At 41.5% G+C, this 18,325-nt stretch carries 22 protein-coding genes; 15 read left to right on the forward strand and 7 right to left on the reverse strand.

Features of this window, described 5'->3' with window-relative positions; translation table 11 throughout:
• Positions 1-10 precede the first annotated feature (10 nt).
• The 4 genes from rpoD (at position 11) to IEE86_RS12800 (ending at position 3,746) form a co-directional block, all read left to right on the forward strand.
• Positions 11-1,132 (forward strand): RNA polymerase sigma factor RpoD, encoded by a 1,122-nt coding sequence (gene rpoD / locus IEE86_RS12785; RefSeq protein ID WP_191097547.1) that lies wholly within the window; start codon positions 11-13, stop codon positions 1,130-1,132.
• A gap of 302 nt (positions 1,133-1,434) precedes the next feature.
• Entirely contained in the window at positions 1,435-1,794 is a 360-nt protein-coding gene (cccA, locus tag IEE86_RS12790; RefSeq protein ID WP_191097548.1) for a cytochrome c550, read from the forward strand.
• Positions 1,795-1,915: 121 nt separating this feature from the next.
• Entirely contained in the window at positions 1,916-2,632 is a 717-nt protein-coding gene (locus tag IEE86_RS12795) for a tRNA (adenine(22)-N(1))-methyltransferase (protein ID WP_191097549.1), read from the forward strand.
• Positions 2,625-3,746, forward strand: a complete 1,122-nt coding sequence (locus IEE86_RS12800) for a Nif3-like dinuclear metal center hexameric protein (protein WP_191097550.1) — start codon at positions 2,625-2,627, stop codon at positions 3,744-3,746. Before IEE86_RS12795 ends, IEE86_RS12800 begins: the two co-directional genes overlap by 8 nt.
• 36 nt (positions 3,747-3,782) lie before the next feature.
• On the opposite strand, the gene IEE86_RS12805 is transcribed toward IEE86_RS12800, so the two are convergent.
• Positions 3,783-4,727 carry a 4-hydroxy-3-methylbut-2-enyl diphosphate reductase gene (locus tag IEE86_RS12805; protein WP_105925885.1) on the reverse strand — a complete coding sequence of 315 codons (945 nt, stop codon included), beginning with the start codon at positions 4,725-4,727 and terminating at the stop codon, positions 3,783-3,785.
• 159 nt (positions 4,728-4,886) lie between these two features.
• Positions 4,887-5,600 (reverse strand): VrrA/YqfQ family protein, encoded by a 714-nt coding sequence (vrrA, locus tag IEE86_RS12810; RefSeq protein ID WP_191097551.1) that lies wholly within the window; start codon positions 5,598-5,600, stop codon positions 4,887-4,889.
• 155 nt (positions 5,601-5,755) lie between these two features.
• Here vrrA and IEE86_RS12815 point away from each other — a divergent pair, with 155 nt between their 5' ends.
• Both IEE86_RS12815 and IEE86_RS12820 read left to right on the forward strand, forming a co-directional pair.
• Positions 5,756-7,075: a DEAD/DEAH box helicase gene (locus IEE86_RS12815; RefSeq protein ID WP_191097552.1), complete on the forward strand. Its 1,320-nt coding sequence runs from the start codon at positions 5,756-5,758 to the stop codon at positions 7,073-7,075.
• 9 nt (positions 7,076-7,084) lie between these two features.
• Positions 7,085-7,978, forward strand: coding sequence for a deoxyribonuclease IV (locus IEE86_RS12820; protein WP_191097553.1), 894 nt, complete (start codon positions 7,085-7,087; stop codon positions 7,976-7,978).
• 48 nt (positions 7,979-8,026) lie between these two features.
• Here the strand turns inward: IEE86_RS12820 and IEE86_RS12825 are convergent, their stop codons facing one another.
• Complete coding sequence (locus IEE86_RS12825) at positions 8,027-8,281, reverse strand: DUF2624 domain-containing protein (RefSeq protein WP_191097554.1); 255 nt, start codon at positions 8,279-8,281, stop codon at positions 8,027-8,029.
• A gap of 140 nt (positions 8,282-8,421) precedes the next feature.
• Between IEE86_RS12825 and IEE86_RS12830 the strand changes: the two genes are divergently transcribed.
• The 5 genes from IEE86_RS12830 (at position 8,422) to IEE86_RS12850 (ending at position 12,521) form a co-directional block, all read left to right on the forward strand.
• Entirely contained in the window at positions 8,422-9,303 is an 882-nt protein-coding gene (locus IEE86_RS12830) for a YitT family protein (protein ID WP_099726621.1), read from the forward strand.
• A gap of 134 nt (positions 9,304-9,437) precedes the next feature.
• Positions 9,438-10,214: a metal ABC transporter ATP-binding protein gene (locus IEE86_RS12835; RefSeq protein ID WP_191097555.1), complete on the forward strand. Its 777-nt coding sequence runs from the start codon at positions 9,438-9,440 to the stop codon at positions 10,212-10,214.
• Positions 10,214-11,074 carry a metal ABC transporter permease gene (locus tag IEE86_RS12840; RefSeq protein WP_191097556.1) on the forward strand — a complete coding sequence of 287 codons (861 nt, stop codon included), beginning with the start codon at positions 10,214-10,216 and terminating at the stop codon, positions 11,072-11,074. The genes IEE86_RS12835 and IEE86_RS12840 overlap by 1 nt, the downstream gene beginning before the upstream one ends.
• Positions 11,052-11,480 (forward strand): zinc uptake transcriptional repressor Zur, encoded by a 429-nt coding sequence (zur, locus tag IEE86_RS12845; protein ID WP_191097557.1) that lies wholly within the window; start codon positions 11,052-11,054, stop codon positions 11,478-11,480. Before IEE86_RS12840 ends, zur begins: the two co-directional genes overlap by 23 nt.
• 141 nt (positions 11,481-11,621) lie before the next feature.
• Positions 11,622-12,521, forward strand: a complete 900-nt coding sequence (locus IEE86_RS12850; protein ID WP_191097558.1) for an ROK family protein — start codon at positions 11,622-11,624, stop codon at positions 12,519-12,521.
• Between the two features lie 96 nt (positions 12,522-12,617).
• Here IEE86_RS12850 and IEE86_RS12855 read toward each other — a convergent pair whose 3' ends face one another.
• Complete coding sequence (locus tag IEE86_RS12855; RefSeq protein WP_191097559.1) at positions 12,618-13,196, reverse strand: 5' nucleotidase, NT5C type; 579 nt, start codon at positions 13,194-13,196, stop codon at positions 12,618-12,620.
• A gap of 139 nt (positions 13,197-13,335) precedes the next feature.
• Here IEE86_RS12855 and IEE86_RS12860 point away from each other — a divergent pair, with 139 nt between their 5' ends.
• Positions 13,336-13,698 (forward strand): DUF308 domain-containing protein, encoded by a 363-nt coding sequence (locus tag IEE86_RS12860; protein WP_191097560.1) that lies wholly within the window; start codon positions 13,336-13,338, stop codon positions 13,696-13,698.
• A 43-nt stretch (positions 13,699-13,741) separates the two neighbouring features.
• Here the strand turns inward: IEE86_RS12860 and ispG are convergent, their stop codons facing one another.
• On the reverse strand, positions 13,742-14,854 hold the full coding sequence (gene ispG / locus IEE86_RS12865; protein ID WP_191097561.1) for a flavodoxin-dependent (E)-4-hydroxy-3-methylbut-2-enyl-diphosphate synthase: 1,113 nt from the start codon (positions 14,852-14,854) through the stop codon (positions 13,742-13,744).
• Positions 14,855-14,959: 105 nt separating this feature from the next.
• Positions 14,960-15,262, reverse strand: a complete 303-nt coding sequence (locus tag IEE86_RS12870; RefSeq protein WP_191097562.1) for a LysM peptidoglycan-binding domain-containing protein — start codon at positions 15,260-15,262, stop codon at positions 14,960-14,962.
• Positions 15,263-15,475: 213 nt separating this feature from the next.
• Here IEE86_RS12870 and IEE86_RS12875 point away from each other — a divergent pair, with 213 nt between their 5' ends.
• Positions 15,476-16,021, forward strand: coding sequence for a GNAT family N-acetyltransferase (locus IEE86_RS12875; RefSeq protein WP_191097563.1), 546 nt, complete (start codon positions 15,476-15,478; stop codon positions 16,019-16,021).
• An 89-nt stretch (positions 16,022-16,110) separates the two neighbouring features.
• Here IEE86_RS12875 and IEE86_RS12880 read toward each other — a convergent pair whose 3' ends face one another.
• On the reverse strand, positions 16,111-16,863 hold the full coding sequence (locus tag IEE86_RS12880; protein ID WP_191097564.1) for a DUF1189 domain-containing protein: 753 nt from the start codon (positions 16,861-16,863) through the stop codon (positions 16,111-16,113).
• A 143-nt stretch (positions 16,864-17,006) separates the two neighbouring features.
• On the opposite strand from IEE86_RS12880, the gene IEE86_RS12885 reads away from it, so the two are divergent.
• Both IEE86_RS12885 and sodA read left to right on the forward strand, forming a co-directional pair.
• Complete coding sequence (locus IEE86_RS12885; protein WP_191097565.1) at positions 17,007-17,492, forward strand: DUF456 domain-containing protein; 486 nt, start codon at positions 17,007-17,009, stop codon at positions 17,490-17,492.
• Between the two features lie 188 nt (positions 17,493-17,680).
• The gene (gene sodA / locus IEE86_RS12890; RefSeq protein WP_071168923.1) at positions 17,681-18,289 is read left to right on the forward strand and encodes a superoxide dismutase SodA; all 609 of its coding nucleotides are present in this window, start codon (positions 17,681-17,683) and stop codon (positions 18,287-18,289) included.
• The last annotated feature ends 36 nt before the right edge of the window (positions 18,290-18,325 follow it).

Here is an 18,325-nt window from a genome sequence, read left to right on the forward strand (position 1 = left end):
GGGATCCATAATGGCTGATAAACAAGCCCACGAAACCGAAACTGAATTAACCTTTGAACAGGTGAGAGATAAGCTCACTGAAGCGGGTAAAAAACGGGGCGTTTTAACATACGAAGAAATTGCAGAGCGTATGTCTAGCTTTGAAATTGAATCAGACCAAATGGATGAATACTATGAATACTTAGGCGAACAGGGTGTAGAGCTCATCAGTGAAAATGAAGAGACAGAGGACCCAAATGTTCAGCAGCTGGCTAAAGCAGAAGAGGAATTTGACCTGAATGATTTAAGCGTACCACCAGGTGTCAAAATTAATGATCCTGTTCGTATGTACTTAAAAGAAATCGGACGCGTCAATTTGTTATCTGCTAAGGAAGAAATTACGTATGCTCAAAAGATCGAAGAAGGCGATGAGGAATCAAAAAGAAGATTAGCGGAAGCGAACCTTCGTCTCGTTGTCAGTATTGCAAAACGCTACGTCGGTCGTGGTATGCTGTTCCTTGACTTGATTCAAGAAGGAAACATGGGGCTCATGAAGGCAGTTGAGAAGTTTGATTACCGTAAAGGTTATAAATTCTCAACATATGCAACTTGGTGGATTAGACAGGCGATCACGCGTGCCATTGCCGATCAGGCAAGAACGATCCGTATCCCAGTTCATATGGTGGAAACCATTAATAAATTGATCCGTGTTCAAAGACAGCTTCTTCAAGACCTAGGCAGAGAACCAACGCCAGAGGAAATTGCAGAAGATATGGATCTAACCCCAGAAAAGGTAAGAGAAATTCTTAAAATTGCGCAAGAGCCTGTATCTTTAGAGACACCTATTGGTGAAGAAGATGACTCGCATCTTGGTGATTTTATTGAAGACCAAGAGGCGACCTCTCCATCTGACCATGCTGCATACGAATTGTTAAAAGAGCAGCTGGAAGATGTATTAGACACGCTAACGGACCGTGAAGAAAATGTGCTGAGACTACGTTTCGGACTAGATGACGGAAGAACACGCACGTTAGAAGAGGTTGGAAAGGTGTTTGGCGTAACAAGAGAGCGTATCCGCCAAATTGAAGCGAAAGCTCTTCGTAAATTAAGACACCCAAGCAGAAGTAAACGTTTAAAAGACTTCTTAGAATAGAAACCGGACGGATCTTGAAAGAGATCCGTTCTTTCTTCATCAAAATGAAAACGCTTTTTTCAATCTGATTATATTTTACTGAATAACAAATGAATTTGCAACGTTCTTAGAGAAAAGATGTATAAAAAATACATCAAAATGTGCTGAAGGCTTCATTTCTCATCTTGATTCATTTTTGTCTAATCTGTGAACTTGACCAAAGTTTTGTATCATAATTCGTTTACTTTTTGTAAAATTAAAGTAGAATTAGAATTGTTTGCATAGTCTTAAAGGGGTTTTTCACAAAGGGGAGGATGAAAGAAATGAAACGGAATCCACTTATACCATTTTTATTGATTGCCATTTTAGGTATTGGACTCACTTTTTTCTTATCAATGAAGGGGCTGAAAGATGAAGAAAAAATTGCCTCTGGTGGCGAAGAGCAAAAGCAAGAAGAGACAGCAAATGCGACGCCGGAAGAATTGTATAAGCAAAACTGTCTGAGCTGTCATGGGGAAAACTATGAGGGCGGCGCAGGTCCTGCATTAAAAGGTGTTGGCGACAAGCTTGAAGTCGCAGACATCAAGAAGAAAATTCAAGAAGGCGGAAACGGGATGCCAGGCGGGCTGATCCCGAATGAAAAGCTAGATGAAATGGCGGAATGGGTGTCCAAAATTAAATAATGTTACGCAAAAAGCTCTTTTTCATCAGAAGAGCTTTTTTCATTTGAAAACGACTTTTAAAAAGTTCATAATTTATATAAGATAGACAAGGGATGAACATTAAAGAAAAGTAGTGATACGTATGAATGAAATGAATTTATCGAAACGATTAAAAAGAGTCGCAGACTTTTTACCACATGAGGCTGTCTTCGCTGATATTGGCTCAGATCATGCCTATTTGCCATGCTATGCGATCCTGCATCAAAAAGCAGTGAAAGCCATTGCTGGTGAAATTACAGATGGACCGCTTCAATCGGCGAAGCAGCAAGTACATAGACTTGAATTAGATGAACAGATCTCGGTCAGAAAAGGAAACGGTCTTGAAGTCATTGAACAAGGCGAAGTGAATGCTGTAACGATTGCCGGTATGGGCGGAGCACTTATCGCAAGCATTCTAAATGAAGGCAAGCACAAGCTCGCAGGCCATGAGCGGCTCATTCTTCAGCCGAATATCCATGCTCACCATATTCGTTTATGGCTCTATCAAGAGGGGTATGAATTGATGGATGAAGTCATTTTAGAAGAGGATGGTAAAATATACGAAATCATCATCGCAGAAAAAGGCGACAAAGATAAGGCCTATGAAGGGATGTCAATTGAAACAGGCATGCTCGTTGGTCCGTTTCTTGCCAAAGAGCAAAATGACGTCTTCCGGCGCAAGTGGCTGCAAGAGCTTCAGCATATGGAAAACATAAAAGATCAAATTCAAAAGGCAGCGCGTGCAGAAGAGAACAAAGAGCGCCTGCAAGAGCTGAATGCGAAAATAAAGATTCTAAAGGAGGTTTTGACTGTTGGCTAAAACAGTAAACGGGCATGAAATTATTCAATTGTTCGAACAATTTTCTCCAAAGGCTTATGCCATGGAAGGTGATAAAATCGGTCTCCAAATTGGGACATTAAATAAAAAAGTAACCAATGTCATGATCACTTTGGATGTATTAGAAAATGTGGTAGATGAGGCGATTGAGCGGAAGGTAGATCTCATCATTGCACACCATCCGCCGATTTTCCGTCCATTAAAACATGTAGCGACAGATCAGCCGGCTGGTCGGATCATTGAGAAATGTATCAAACATGATATTGCGGTATATGTTGCCCATACGAATCTAGATGTAGCGGATGGAGGAGTCAATGACTTGCTTGCTGAAGCTTTAGAGCTCGAAAAAACCAATGTGTTAGTGCCGACATATGAAGATCAAATCAAGCAGCTTGCCTTGTATGTTCCAGAGGAATTTGAAGAGGCCATTAGAACAGCTTTAGGAAATGCGGGAGCTGGTCATATTGGCAACTACAGCCATTGTGCATTTTCAAATGAAGGGACAGGCAGCTTCCTTCCATCAGAAGAAGCTGATCCATTTATTGGTGAGGCGGGTAAGCTGGAATTTGTGAAAGAAGTGCGGATTGAAACCATTTTTCCAGCAAGTATTGAAAAACAAGTGATTCGTGAAATGATCAAAGCACATCCTTATGAAGAGGTGGCTTACAGTGTACATACGACGGATCTTCCTCCTGTTCAAAAAGGCCTCGGCCGCATTGGAGAGCTAAGGGAGCCTATGACACTTTTAGAGTTTACACAATTTGTGAAAACAAAGCTAGATGTGAATGGTGCTCGTTTTGTAGGAGATCAGGAAGCGGTTGTGAAAAAGGTGGCTGTGCTTGGCGGAGACGGAAATAAATACATCCATCAAGCAAAAAGAATGGGTGCTGATGTGTATGTGACAGGAGACCTTTATTTCCATGTCGCCCACGATGCAATGATGCTCGGACTGAACGTAGTGGACCCAGGTCATTACGCAGAAAAGATTATGAAAGAGGGCGTCAGAGCGAAGCTTCAATCGCTGTGTACGGATCAAAAGTATGATGTACAGCTCTTTGTATCAGAATCAAACACAAACCCATTTCAGTTTATATAAACAACAAACGTCAGAGCACAGCGCTCTGACGTTTGTTTATTTTTTCGTTTTTACGCGAGGTAATATTTTAGAAAGAGGAACAGCGTGTTCAACCTTCCAAGTCGACTCATCATCTGGTTCATAGTTTTCTAGGAAGCGAATGACTTCTTTTGTAATAGGTGTCGGCGTGGAAGCACCTGCGGTAACGGCAACGGTTTTTACGCCTTGCAGCCACTCCAGCTTGAGCTCACTTAGGTCACCAATACGGTAAGCCTGCGTTCCGGCAATCTCCATTGAGACTTGCGCGAGACGGTTAGAGTTATTACTTTTCGGATCGCCGACCACAATGGTGAGATCGGCTTGGCCAGCTTGCTGTGAAACTGCCTCCTGACGTACCTGTGTCGCAAGGCAAATTTCTTGATGGTATTCGACGTGAGGGTATTTCTCCTTAATGAGCTCCATCAAATCATAGACATCCCACTGTGACATCGTCGTCTGATTGGTAATGAGCAGTTTATCAGACGTTAAATCCAGCGCCTCAATGTCAGCTTCTGTTTCGACAAGGTGCACCTTGTCTGGTGCGACTCCGACTGCTCCTTCTGGCTCAGGATGACCTTTTTTCCCGATATAAATAATGTCATAGCCATCGGCTGTTTTTTCTGAAATGAGTTCATGTGTTTTTGTTACATCTGGACAGGTTGCATCAATGGCGACAAGGCCTTTTTCTTCAGCAATTTGGCGAACCTCGGGAGAAACGCCATGAGCGGTGAAAATCACTGTTCCGCTTTCAACCTGCTTTAAGATGTCCAAGCGGTTGGGTCCGTCTAGTGTGTAGATCCCATCTTCTTCAAAGGCATCTGTTACATGTTTGTTGTGCACAATCATACCTAATATATAAATTGGGCGTGGCAAGTTTTTATCCAGTGCGGCATTTTTAGCAATGACCATTGCATCCACAACGCCATAGCAATAGCCACGCGGCGATATTTTAATCACATTCATTTATTCGTCCTCCTGTAGGGAAGTGCTGCTAGAGAAGAACAATATAAAAAGCCGCATATAAAACGGCTTTTTATCATTCTCTTGCTTCCATTATAGCCAAAGTAAGCGCATATATCAAAGATTGTTATACGCGGTAGCCGCTTCGCCTTTCAAAGGTCACTAGACATATAGTTTTGGAACAGAACTGCCAGATCTTTTTTTCGGCTTAGCTTCAGGAGCAGGGGATGTGTGTGGGGCTGTTTTTTTGACAAGAATGTCCTCTAGTTTTTCATTTTCTTCTATTTCCTCTGCCTTATCAATTGGTGCTGCCTCTTCATGCACCGCTTCTGTTTCCCCGCCGAGCTCTTTTGGTTCTTCGTCTGTATCGTTTGCATTTGTTTCATCATCATCTGCACTGCCAAGCTGGCTGTAGAGCTTAATCATCGCCGGCAGATTTCTCACTAAAGGGCCGTATTGCTGAATCATTGGTGTGAATTGCTGCGCCATTCCGAGCACTTTTTGAACATTTCCTAACATGCTTGAGAGGGTCGCAGGATTTGTGAAGCTCTGGATTCCTTGTAACCCCGCGCCACCTCCAGAAACGCCTGCTCCTCCGGCTCCAGGAAGAAATTTAGCGAGCATGCCCTTAATTCCGGTGCCGCCTAGTGCACGGCTCTCGCCCCCTGGAATACCGCCCATCCCTCGTAAACCGCCTCCCTGTACAGACGGGGAGCGAGGCATCAGTTGCTGAAATTGATTCCCCTGCCCTTGGAAAGGCTGTGCGATAGGAGCCTGCTGTCTCCTTTGAAAAATCCCGGGCTGTCCGCCATTTCCAAGGTGCCGGCGTGAGGGACGATGCGGCTGAAAATCGCCCATAGGCCTTTGCCCTAACATACTTGTACCTCCCTTACTGCATTCTCTTTCTCTTCATAGGTTATGCAAGGAAGCATCAATTGGTTTCCTGTAAGAAAAGCGGACATGGTTTTTTTATTGAAAATCAGCTATAATGAGGAGATGAGCAAAAAGGCATTGCCTTAAGGAGTGAAAACATGAAAGAAACGAAATTTACGACATATGAATTAAAGCCATTTATTATAGATGCTATTCATGAACTGGGCTTTTATGAGCCAACTGATATTCAAAAAAGAATTATCCCTGCTGTTTTAAAAGGAGAAAGCGTGATTGGTCAATCACAAACAGGAACTGGAAAAACCCATGCGTACTTATTGCCGCTGATTCATTCAATCGATCCAAGCAAAGAACAAGTACAAGTAGTGATTACGGCACCAACACGTGAATTAGCTAATCAAATTTTCAAAGAAGCCCAAACCATCTTAAAGAATACTTCTCCAGAGGAAGAGATTAAAGCAAAGCTTTACATTGGAGGAACGGACAAGCAGAAATCCATTCAAAAGCTTAAGAACCAGCCACATTTGGTTGTCGGCACACCTGGTCGTATTGCTGATCTCATTCATGAGCAGGCGCTGAATGTTTACAAAGCGACTTCTCTTGTCATTGATGAAGCGGATTTAATGCTGGATATGGGATTTTTAGAAGATGTGGACCGTATTGGCGCACAAATGCCAGAGAAGCTGCAAATGCTTGTGTTCTCTGCAACCATTCCGGAAAAACTAAAGCCTTTTCTGAAAAAATATATGGACAATCCAAAGTATGCGCATGTTGAACCAAGACGTATTACCGCTGAAAACATTCAGCATATATTAGTCCCGTCTAAACAGCGTGACAAATTAAAATTACTGCATGAGATGGTGACAAATGTACAGCCTTATTTAGGAATCATCTTTGCCAATACAAAATCAACCGTTGATGAAATTGCTTCCTTCCTTCAAGAAAAAGGAATGAAAATTGGTGTGCTTCATGGCGGATTAACGCCGCGTGAGCGTAAAAAAGTCATGAAACAAATTGAAGATCTGGAGTTCACCTATATTGTGGCATCTGATCTTGCAGCCCGCGGTATTGATATCAAGGGTATCAGCCACGTGATCAACTATGAACTTCCATCTGATCTGGATTTTTATGTTCACCGCGTGGGAAGAACAGCTCGAGCTGGTTCTTCAGGAATTGCGATGACTATTTATGACCTCGCTGATGAGGATGCACTTGTTCAGATTGAGAAAATGGGCGTTGTGTTTGAGAACAAAACCATTGTTCATGGAGAATGGCGAGATGCAGATGACCGTCTGAAGCGTCAAAGACGTAAAAAAGCACCAAATGAAATTGAAGAAAAAGCAAAGCGTCTTGTGAAAAAACCGAAAGCCGTCAAGCCTGGATATAAAAAGAAAATGACACGTGAGATGGATAAAATCAAAAAACAAGAACGTAGAAAGTCAAAGCGTAACGGAAAGTAGGGGGAAACATTGTTGAAGATTGGATCACATGTATCCATGAGCGGAAAACATATGCTTCTTGCAGCGAGTCAAGAAGCTGCCTCTTATGGCTCGAATACTTTTATGATTTATACAGGTGCACCGCAAAATACGCGCCGCAAAAAAATTGAAGACCTTAATATTGAAGCTGGACAAGCGCATATGAAAGAGCATGGCATGACAGATATTGTCGTTCATGCACCGTATATTATCAATATTGGGAACACGGTCAATCCAGCGACATTCGAGCTTGGCGTGGACTTCCTTCGTTCAGAAATAGAGCGTACGGAAGCACTTGGTGCAAAACAAATTGTTCTCCATCCAGGTGCGCATGTCGGCGCAGGGACAGAAGCGGGAATTCAAAAAATCATCGAAGGTTTAAACGAAGTCATTGTGAAAGGGCAAGAGGTTCAAATTGCACTTGAAACAATGGCAGGCAAAGGCTCAGAATGCGGAAGAAGCTTTGAAGAGCTTGCCCAAATTATTGAGGGTGTGACACATAACGAAGCACTTTCTGTCTGCTTTGATACGTGTCACACGCACGATGCTGGTTACCCGATTGTGAGTGACTTTGATGGTGTGTTAGAAGAATTTGATCGAATCGTCGGTATTGACCGAATCAAGGTTCTTCATATTAATGATAGTAAAAACGTACAAGGCGCAAGAAAAGACCGACATGAAAATATCGGTTTTGGTGAAATTGGTTTCGATGCATTGAGCTATATTGTGCATCACCCGCAGCTTCAAGATGTACCAAAAATTCTAGAAACGCCTTATGTAGGTGAAGATAAAAAGAACAAAAAACCACCTTACAAATTCGAAATTGCGATGCTGAAAGAAAAGCAGTTTGATGAAGGCTTACGAGAAAAAATAACGGGTCAGTAAAAAAACATGCAATGTGATGAGGTGCCGCTAAATGCGGCCCTTTTTTGCCTAGTTTGTAAATTGGTTAAACAGATCATTGACAGTTTGCGCTGTCTGTTTAGAAGTAATCGCTTCCACTTGTTTAAGAAGCCGGTTACGCTCTGCATCATTAAAAATATTGACGTTTTTCCCATTCATGAGTTTGGCGACTTCAGCAGCCTGAGTTGATGTTAAGCTGACCCCATACTGCTTCGCATACCTTAACAGATCGTTTGCTGTGATCTGATTGAGTCGTTGTAGGACAATTTTTTGAATTAAAATCAATTCCATTCCTCCCCTCTGTAACAATGTATGGGGGAAAACGGAAAATGTGCAAAAAATTTTATTTTACTCTATGAAATGATAAAATAGTAAAGTGAATAAAATGTTCATTGAAAATTTAACAAGTGTAGAAGGGAGAACGTATGGCAAATAGTAAACAGCATAGAAAGGAATCAGTGCCTCATTTTATTATGAGAATTTTTCTGATTCTAGTAGGAGCTGCATGTGCAGCAGTCAGCATTGAATTATTTTTAGTGCCAAACAATATTATTGATGGGGGCATCATCGGTATTTCGCTTATTTTGGATTATCTCTTTACAGATAACCCATTCATTAATTTTGCGACGATTGTTGTCATTTTGAATATTCCATTTATGATATCAGGATACAAACATATTGGGAAAACCTTTCTCATTTCCACTGTGATTGGGATTGTCAGCTTAGCCGTGATTGAATCTTCACTCCATCATGTAGAGGCATTTACAAATCAGCCGATTTTAGCGACTGTATTTGGCGGGCTGTTACTTGGATTTGGCGTTGGACTCGTCATTCGGAATGGGGGCTCAATGGACGGAACAGAGATCTTAGGAATTCTTTTAACGAAAAAAATTCCTTTCTCCGTCGGCGAGTTTGTCATGATCGTCAATGTGTTCATTTTCATTTGGGCGGGCTTTGTCTTCGGACCAGAGCAGGCTATGTATTCTGTCATGACATATTATTTGGCAATGAAAACAATTGATGCTGTGATTCAAGGGCTTGATGAAACAAAAGCTGTCATTATCGTGTCGGATTATTATGATGAAATTTCAGATGCGATTCTTCATCGTCTTGGCAGGGGAACGACAAAGCTTAGAGGAAAAGGCGGCTATACAGATGAAGAAAAAGATGTCATCTATGCCGTTGTCACAAGGCTTGAAATTACAAAGCTAAAATCCATTGTGTTTGAAATTGATGGTCAAGCCTTTATTACGATTATGGATACACATGAAACAAAAGGCGGTAAGTTCAAAACAGCCATTCATTAGCTTTTATTTTACTTTTTTATTGTTCTTTTATATAATGAGATACATGTATGGACAAAGAAAATGGCTCTTGCCATTTTCTTTTTGTTGTATAAATCGTAATCATTCTTTTATATTGATTAAAGGTGGAAAGATTCATGGCAAAGCCAATTATTGAAATGAAAGACATTTCGTACTCGTATGGACAGCGAAATGTCATAGATCACATTCATTTAACAGTAGAGGAAGGGAACTTTCTGGCACTCGTTGGACCGAATGGATCTGGTAAAACAACCTTATTAAAATGCCTGCTTGGGCTCATTAAACCGCAACAAGGTGAATTAAAGCTATTTGGCACGCCTGCTTCTAAATTTAGAGACTGGGATCAAATTGGATTTGTTTCTCAAAAGGCGAATAGCTTTAATACTGGTTTTCCTGCTTCTGTGTACGAAGTCGTCGCAAGTGGATTGACGTCGAAAATCGGTTTATTCAAACGAATGAGTAAGCAGGATAAATGGCAAGTTGAAGAGGCCATTCGCTCAGTTGGCATACAAGATTTAAAGCACCAAAACATCGGTGAGCTTTCAGGGGGGCAGCAGCAGCGTGCATTTATTGCCCGGGCGCTCGTCAGTCAGCCAAAGCTGCTCATTTTAGATGAACCGACTGTTGGAGTAGATCAACGAACAGTAGAGGGCTTTTATCAGCTGCTCGAAACATTGAACAAAGAAAAAGGAATGTCTTTAATTCTCGTCACACATGATGTTGGAACCGTCTCTGATAAAGTCACCCATGTGGCTTGCTTAAATCAGACCCTTCATTTTCATGGAGATGCGGAAACGTTTGATTCAATGGATGATCAGGCGTTATCTCAATTTTACGGACATGACATTCAAGTGATTCATCACGACCATCACCATCATGGGGGACATGAATAATGCTATTTCCATTTTTTCATTATGAATTTTTACAAAATGCGTTTATCGCAGGAATGCTGATTGGTTTTATTGCGCCCTTACTAGGTGTATTTATTGTCGTGAGGAGGCTCTCCCTTATTGCGGATGCTCTCAGTCACGTGTCACTAGCAGGGATTGCCGCAAGTCTATTCCTTGATAAAAAGTTTGGCCTCTTGACAGGGGTTAGCCCGCTGTACCTAGGAATGGCATTTTCTGTTGCCGGTTCATTGTTTATTGAACGCCTACGCTCAGTGTATAAGCATTATCAGGAACTGGCGATTCCCATTATTTTATCGGGTGGTATTGGGATTTCCGTCATTTTCATTTCACTTGCTAATGGCTTTAATACAGATTTGTTTAGTTATTTGTTTGGTAGCGTCAGTGCGGTTTCGAGACTGGATCTTTGGATTATTGTTGGAATCTCACTCGTCGTTGTGTTAGTGGTCGTGCTTTTATATAAAGAATTGTTTTTGCTCTCATTTGATGAAGAGCATGCAAAGGCTTCTGGTATTTCAGCTAAATGGATTCATTTTATTTTTATCTTAGTCGTCGCACTTGTCATTGCGGCATCGATGCGTATCGTAGGTACACTTCTTGTGTCGGCGCTTATGACGCTTCCTGTTGCGGCAAGTATCCGTATTGCCAAAGGATTCAAACAGGCGATTTTCCTTTCGATCTTGTTCGGTGAATTGTCTGTCATGGCCGGATTGATCTTAAGCTATTATCTCGATTTAGCGCCAGGCGGAACCATTGTGATGCTGTCCATTTTGATTTTAATCGGGTGTATTAGTATTGGCAAATTCAGAAGGGGGAATCATCATGAACGTACAAGAAGCGCTTGATTTATTAAAGGAAAAAGGCTACAAATATACAAGCAAACGAGAAGATATGCTTCAATTGTTTTCTGATTCTGACAAATACTTGACCGCTAAAAATGTGTTAATTGCATTAAGTGAAGATTACCCAGGTCTTAGCTTTGATACGATTTATCGAAACCTGTCCTTATATGAAGACCTCGGAATATTAGAGACAACGGAATTGTCAGGGGAGAAACTATTTCGTTTTAAATGTTCTTTTTCCCATCACCACCACCACTTTATTTGTCTTGCATGTGGTAAAACAAAGGAGATCGATGCCTGTCCTATGGACAAGCTTGAAGCCGATCTAGAGGATTATCACATTAGCGGACATAAATTTGAAATATACGGAACGTGTCCTACCTGCGAACCGAAGGAAGTTCACTCATGAAAAAGCCAGCTGCATAGCTGGTTTTTTTGTTTTGTCTTTTTGAAAACGTTTTACAAAGGGCAGCTGTTTCATTAGAATGAGATCAGGCAGGTAATAACAGAGGCAATCTTGAGTCTTTTGGAATATAGGGAGGGGTCAAAAGTGTCATATTATGTCGTGTTCGATGTAGGCGGGACGAGAACAAAATATGGATTAATGGATGAGGATGGAGAGCTGATCACTAGCGGCGACTATCAAACGAATTGCCGGCAGCTTGAACCGTTTTTGGAGGCAATGGAGAATGTCGTGCAGCAATATCAAAAGACGTCGGATGTCAGCGGAATCGCCATTAGCCTTCCGGGGTTTGTGGACAGTGAATCAGGTTATACAGAATTTGCAGGAGCGATCATCGCTTTAAATGGTCAAAATGTGAAAGCGCTTTTAGAAGAAAAAACTTCTCTTCGAGTTGAAGTGGAAAATGATGCGAATTGTGCAGCGCTTGCAGAAAAATATAGTGGTCATGCGAAAAGCTGTGACAGCTTTATTTGTATGACGATTGGCACAGGGGTTGGTGGTGGTATTTTTGCTGGCGGTCAGCTTGTGCGCGGGGCATCCTTTCGCGGCGGTGAATTTGGCATGATGCTGACGGAAACGGAAAACGGTCAGTTTACGACGCTCAACAGCAGTGCTTCAACGGCTGGATTAATTCGAAGCTATAAAGAAAAGCAAGGAATTCCGCAAAGTAAACAAATAGACGGTCAAGAGATATTTGAAAAGGCAATGCACGACCCGGCTATTGAGAAGCTGGTGGATCAGTGGTACAAACGAATAGCCATTGGTATTTACAATGTAGCCACTGTCCTTAATCCAGAGAAAATTCTCATTGGCGGCGGCGTGAGTGCAAGGCAGGATTTAATTCCGTGTATTGAGAAACATTTACATACACTGCATGCCTGGAAGAACATTCAGGTGAAGCTGGAAACGTGCTACTACTTGAATCAGGCAGGCATGAAGGGGGCACTGTATCATTTTTTAATGAAAGAAGGGCAACTCGGTACATGAAAAGAAGACAAAGGGCTAAAATAAACATCATTTCAGCCCTTTGTCAACCATCTGAAGCTGATACATGAAGGGTATCAGCTTTTTATATTTACTACATTAATATGTAGTTTGCAGACGCTGTTCGTATTGTTTGATCCATTGAGACGCTTCTTGCCAGTTGTTAACGCGAATGATTCTGTCGTCAATAGGCATTTGGTTATAAGGTGAGTTAAAAAGAATGACCGGGATGTCCGCCTCTTTTGCAATCATTGTGGCATTACCATGATGGTCCTCAAAAAACACATCAATTTTGTGCTTCTGAACAGCTTCCAGCTTATGATGACTGCCAACTAGTTCAATGTCATCATAGTGCACGTGATTTTCCTGAAACCACGTGTAGGTGACATCCGTGTGATGCTGCCTTCTTGCTGTGATATAAATCAGTTTGTGGTGATGTTTCATTTGATCGAGGATCTCTTTTGCACCCTCGGCAGGCTTCGCCTGTTTATAAATAAGAGACTCATGCTGATCCATCCAGCCCCAAAATTCTTCGTTTGAAATCTTTAAAAGCTTCGTCAAATCATATTCTGTCATATCTTCTAGTGTGATCGCACATTGAAACGACTCATTTAAGTAGGGAACAAAGGTGTCCTGTGCCGTCACTGTGCCATCAATATCAATTCCTAAACGTAACATGCCCACACTCCTCATATTTATACTCTTAAAGTGTAACATAAACAATTCACAATTCCAGCAAGTTTTAGCAAACATGAAACAGACATTTTTGCTCATACTAAAAAAGCTCCTTTCTATTAACCACAAGGGGGAATTGATCATGGAAAGAGACGAGGATTTCAGAAGAAATGATCGTGAAATCGACACACACTTTAGTAATGATGATGGCTATTTAGAAGAAACAGCTGCTGAAATTGCAGAGCCATATCAGGCATCAAGAGATCGAGAAGATAGACGAGAACGTGACCGTGCAAGTGACGATTCAGGCAGTAAGGGGATAGGCTATACAGCACTCGCGATTGCGATTATCTCGTTATTTGTCTTGCCGGTGCTATTAGGGGTAGCGGCAATCGTCGTTGGTTATATTGCAAGAAGAAAAGGAGCACATGCGCTTGGCGCGTGGTCAATCGGGATCGGAATTGTTTCCGTCATCCTAGGCATATTTATCACCCCGTTCTTTTAACAAGAACAGAAAAACGCCTGACAGTGATGTCAGGCGTTTTTTGTTATGCGTTGGCTTTTGCTTTTTCAGCTTCCATTTTTGCATAGTGCTCTTCAGCAATTTTATCGATTTCTTTTTTCAGTTCTTCAACCATCGTTTCTTCTGGCACTTTACGAACAATTTCACCTTTACGGAACAATAGGCCTTCGCCTCTAGCACCGGCAATTCCGATGTCAGCCTCACGCGCTTCACCTGGACCGTTTACAGCGCAGCCTAGAACAGCTACTTTAATCGGTGCTTTGATTTTAGAAATATATTCTTCAACTTCATTTGCAATGCTGATGAGGTCAATTTCGATTCGTCCACAGGTTGGGCAAGAGATCAGTGTTGCTGCATTTGCTGCAAGACCAAATGATTTCAACAGTTCGCGTGCTACTTTTACTTCCTCAACTGGGTCAGCACTTAATGAGATGCGGAGTGTGTTTCCAATCCCCATATTCAAAATTGCGCCAAGTCCAGCTGCACTTTTGACTGTACCTGCAAATAAAGTACCTGATTCTGTAATCCCAAGGTGAAGAGGGTAATCAAAGGCTTTTGCTGCTTTTTCATACGCCTCAATAGCTAGGTTTACATCAGATGCTTTCATGCTGACGATAATGTCATGAAAGTCTAGGTCTTCTAGAATTTTAATGTGATGTAGTGCACTTTCGACCATACCATCTGCTGTTGGATAGCCGTATTTATCAAGAATCTTTTTCTCTAATGAACCAGCGTTTACGCCAATACGAATTGGAATGCCCTTTTCTTTTGCTGCTTTCACTACAGCTTCGACTTTTTCTCTTCTTCCGATGTTTCCTGGATTGATTCGAATTTTGTCTGCGCCTGCTTCAATCGCTTTCAGTGCAAGCTTGTAGTCAAAATGAATATCCACAACAAGCGGGATGTTGATTTGTTTTTTTATGTCTGCAATCGCATTTGCTGCACGCTCATCTGGGCATGCGACACGCACGATTTGACAGCCTGCTTCTTCTAAACGTTTAATTTCAGCTACTGTCGCTTCGACATCATGTGTTTTGGTTGTTGCCATACTTTGAATGACAACCTCATTATTTCCACCTATAGTTAAAGGTCCCACTTTGACGGGACGCGTTTTAGTACGATGTGTGACTTCACTCACTTGTCAATCGCTCCTTAGTGTACACGCAATCATTTGCGATGTACGTCGTGTTTTACAGTTCATATTGTAACAGTCTCTTTGTATGAATGACAAGGAATTAACGTTTTATCTCTTATAGACCGGAAACTTATATGTGCTACCTGCCCGGATTTCGTTCGCTTTGACGCCTTGATTCAGCTCCTCGAAATCCTCAATGACTTCATCAAGTGGCTTGCTTGTATGTACGATGGATACCACGGTTTCACCTCGTTTGACAGTGACCGTCTTATACGCTTTTTTCTCAGCTGTTTGAAAAGCACTTGCAGGAACAGCGGGACCTTCCTGAGCTGGAATGGTGCCATTTTTTAAATCAAAAAAGATGATAAAGAGGACAAACAAACTAATTAGTAAAAAAATCATTCGCCGCATTTCACTCACCGCTTTTAAGAGTTTACTTCAGTGTATGCATGTCCTGAAATGATAGAACCAAAAGGGTGAGGAAAGCGAGCATCTGTGGTTCTAGTTTGCTCTAGTAAGCCTTGTAATGGATTGAAAAAACACGTTTTCTTCATCTGTGAATAGGCGGTGATTATGTCAAGCGCTTAAGATCATTATGATAAAATAAAAAAAGGGGGAGAGTTTATGAAGAAAAAAAGTCAGCATATATATGTGAGAACGCTAACAGAAAATGATGCACAATCACTATTAACACTTGAACTTGAGAATCGCTCATATTTTCAGCAATTCACACCTTTGGTCAAAGATGAATTTTTCACATTATCTCGTCAAATGGAACGGATTAAGCGCAGTATGCAAAGGCGTGCACAAGATGAAGCATATATGCACGGTATTTTCTTAAATGAAACAGATGCTTTAGTTGGAACGATCTCACTAAATGCTGTTGAAAGAGGACCTATTGAAGGGGCCTTGCTTGGATATGTACTCGATGAAAATCAAGGCGGGAAAGGCTATATGACAGAGGCCATTCGTTTAATCATTGATTATGCCTTTTATGAACTGCGACTTCACCGAATTGAGGCTGGGGTAAAACCAGCAAACAAGGGCTCCATTCGTGTGCTTGAAAAGACAGGGTTTGAAAATGAGGGACTCAATCGTAAAAAAGTAAAGATCAATGGCGAGTGGGAGGATCACTATTTGTTCGCGATTGTTCATCCGGATGAGTCATAGAGCAAGACCAAACATAAAAAGCTCCCTAAATCAGGGAGCTTTTATTGCGTAAACAAACCTTGGCAATGGCTCATTGGCTTTTGACTGGTTTACTTTTTCGCAGGTATTTCTTTGACAACAAGATATAAGAAGATAAAGTTAATCACCCAATTTAATAAAAAGGAGTTTGCAACAGGGGTGTTTAACGCGCTCATAATAGCGAAAAAGACCGTTGTTAACGTGAGTGAGTAGGCTGAGAGCTTCCATAGCATTTGAAAGGACAGCTCTTTTTGCTGCATTCGTTTAATAAATGTACCAAGCATCGCAAGGAATGTTGCGCTGATAAACATGAGAGCCGCAGTTGATAAATATAGCAGCACACAGATGACAGGAATAATGATCGCTTGGTTCTGGTTTGTGACCCGAGCGAGTTCATCTTTTGTCAGCGTTCCGCCAAGAAGCTGGTATGGGATATCTGTCATTTGCCCATCAATGGCAATCACCGCTTTTTCTTTTAATAAAGCAATGGCCGTTTGCTTTGATTCAAGCTCACTTGCTTTTATTTTTTCAGCAGGGTCAAAGATGATCGTGATGCCGTTTTCTTCTTTCTCTATTGGTGTACTTTGATCCGCTTGAAGTGTTCCTTTTTCAATTGAAAAGTCGGGTAAATCCTTTTTGATGACATGCTGAAATCCTGACATCGCATTCGAAATCTCTTGGCTCATATGATAACCCTGAGGAACAGCTGCGATGATTGAAAGCATAAAAATGAATAAAATAGCCTTTCCAATCCCTGTAAACCGTGCTCTAGCAATATCTTTTGGTGAGTAAATTCCTTTTAACAATAGACTAAATACATTCAACCGATTCACTTCCTACATTCTTTTCTATTTCTCACATTGTATCAATGTCTATCCATCAAGTACAAGTACGGCCTTCATGGCTGGTTAAGATAGAAGGAATGAGGCATAATGTATACAGCGTATAAAAAGGGGGCGGCAGGGGCTTGGACGTGTTGTATTGGATTCTGATTAGCTGCGGATTTATCATTGCGTTTGTTGGACTTGTCTATCCAATTATTCCTAGTGTTGTTTTTATGATTCTTGGATTTGTTCTATATGGTTTCTTTTTCACCTTCGAGCCGCTTACGCTGACGTTTTGGCTCATTCAAGCCATGTTTACAGCTGTATTGTTTGCGGCAGATTATGTTTCCAACCTTATTGGTGTGAAGCGATTTGGCGGCAGCCGGGCAGCCATTTGGGGAAGTACCATTGGATTATTAGCCGGTCCTTTTGTTATTCCCATAGCAGGAATTATCATTGGTCCGTTTATCGGCAGTGTCATGGCAGAGCTTCTTGTTCATCAAAAAGATGTGAAAACGAGTGTGAAAGTAGGGTTAGGCTCATTAATCGGATTTGTATCAGGTGTTTTTGCGAAAGGATTGATTCAAGCGTTGATGCTGGGCATCTTTTTATTTTATGTCCTTCGCTAAATCGAAAAAATGATGTTTAACACTTTTTCTAAAGGGCTAAATACACAATAAACGCTGAAATGTTTCAGATCATGAGCAATAACGTTGAAACAAGCCGTTTCTTTTGATACTCTTTGAGTAGGGTGAATTGCTTGCTTATGAATTAAGGAAGCATTTCAGTACATACATTTCTAAGGAGGAATTTAACCATGGCTTTTAAACTTCCAGAATTACCATATGCTTACGATGCATTAGAACCACATATCGACAAGGAAACAATGACGATTCACCACACAAAACACCATAACACTTACGTAACAAACTTAAACAAAGCAATCGAAGGTGTATCAACTCTTGAAGATCAATCAATCGAAGAGCTAGTGGCTAACCTAAATTCTGTGCCTGAAAACATTCGTACAGCTGTACGTAATAATGGCGGAGGACATGCGAACCACTCATTATTCTGGACACTTCTTTCACCAAACGGTGGCGGCGCGCCAACTGGTGAACTTGCAGATGCAATCGAAAAAGAATTAGGCGGATTTGAAAAATTCAAATCTGATTTCGCTGCAGCAGCTGCAGGACGCTTTGGTTCTGGTTGGGCATGGCTTGTTGTAAACAATGGCAAACTTGAAATCACAAGCACGCCAAACCAAGATTCTCCTTTAACTGAAGGAAAAACACCAATCCTAGGACTAGACGTTTGGGAGCACGCTTACTACCTAAACTACCAAAACCGTCGTCCTGATTACATTTCAGCATTCTGGAATGTTGTGAACTGGGATGAAGTAGCTCGCCTTTACAGCGAAGCTAAATAAATGATTTAATTTGAAAAGACCTGCTCTCTACAGAAG

The organism is Bacillus crepusculi (assembly GCF_014764715.1).
In the GTDB taxonomy this organism is placed as follows: Bacteria; Bacillota; Bacilli; order Bacillales; family Bacillaceae; genus Bacillus.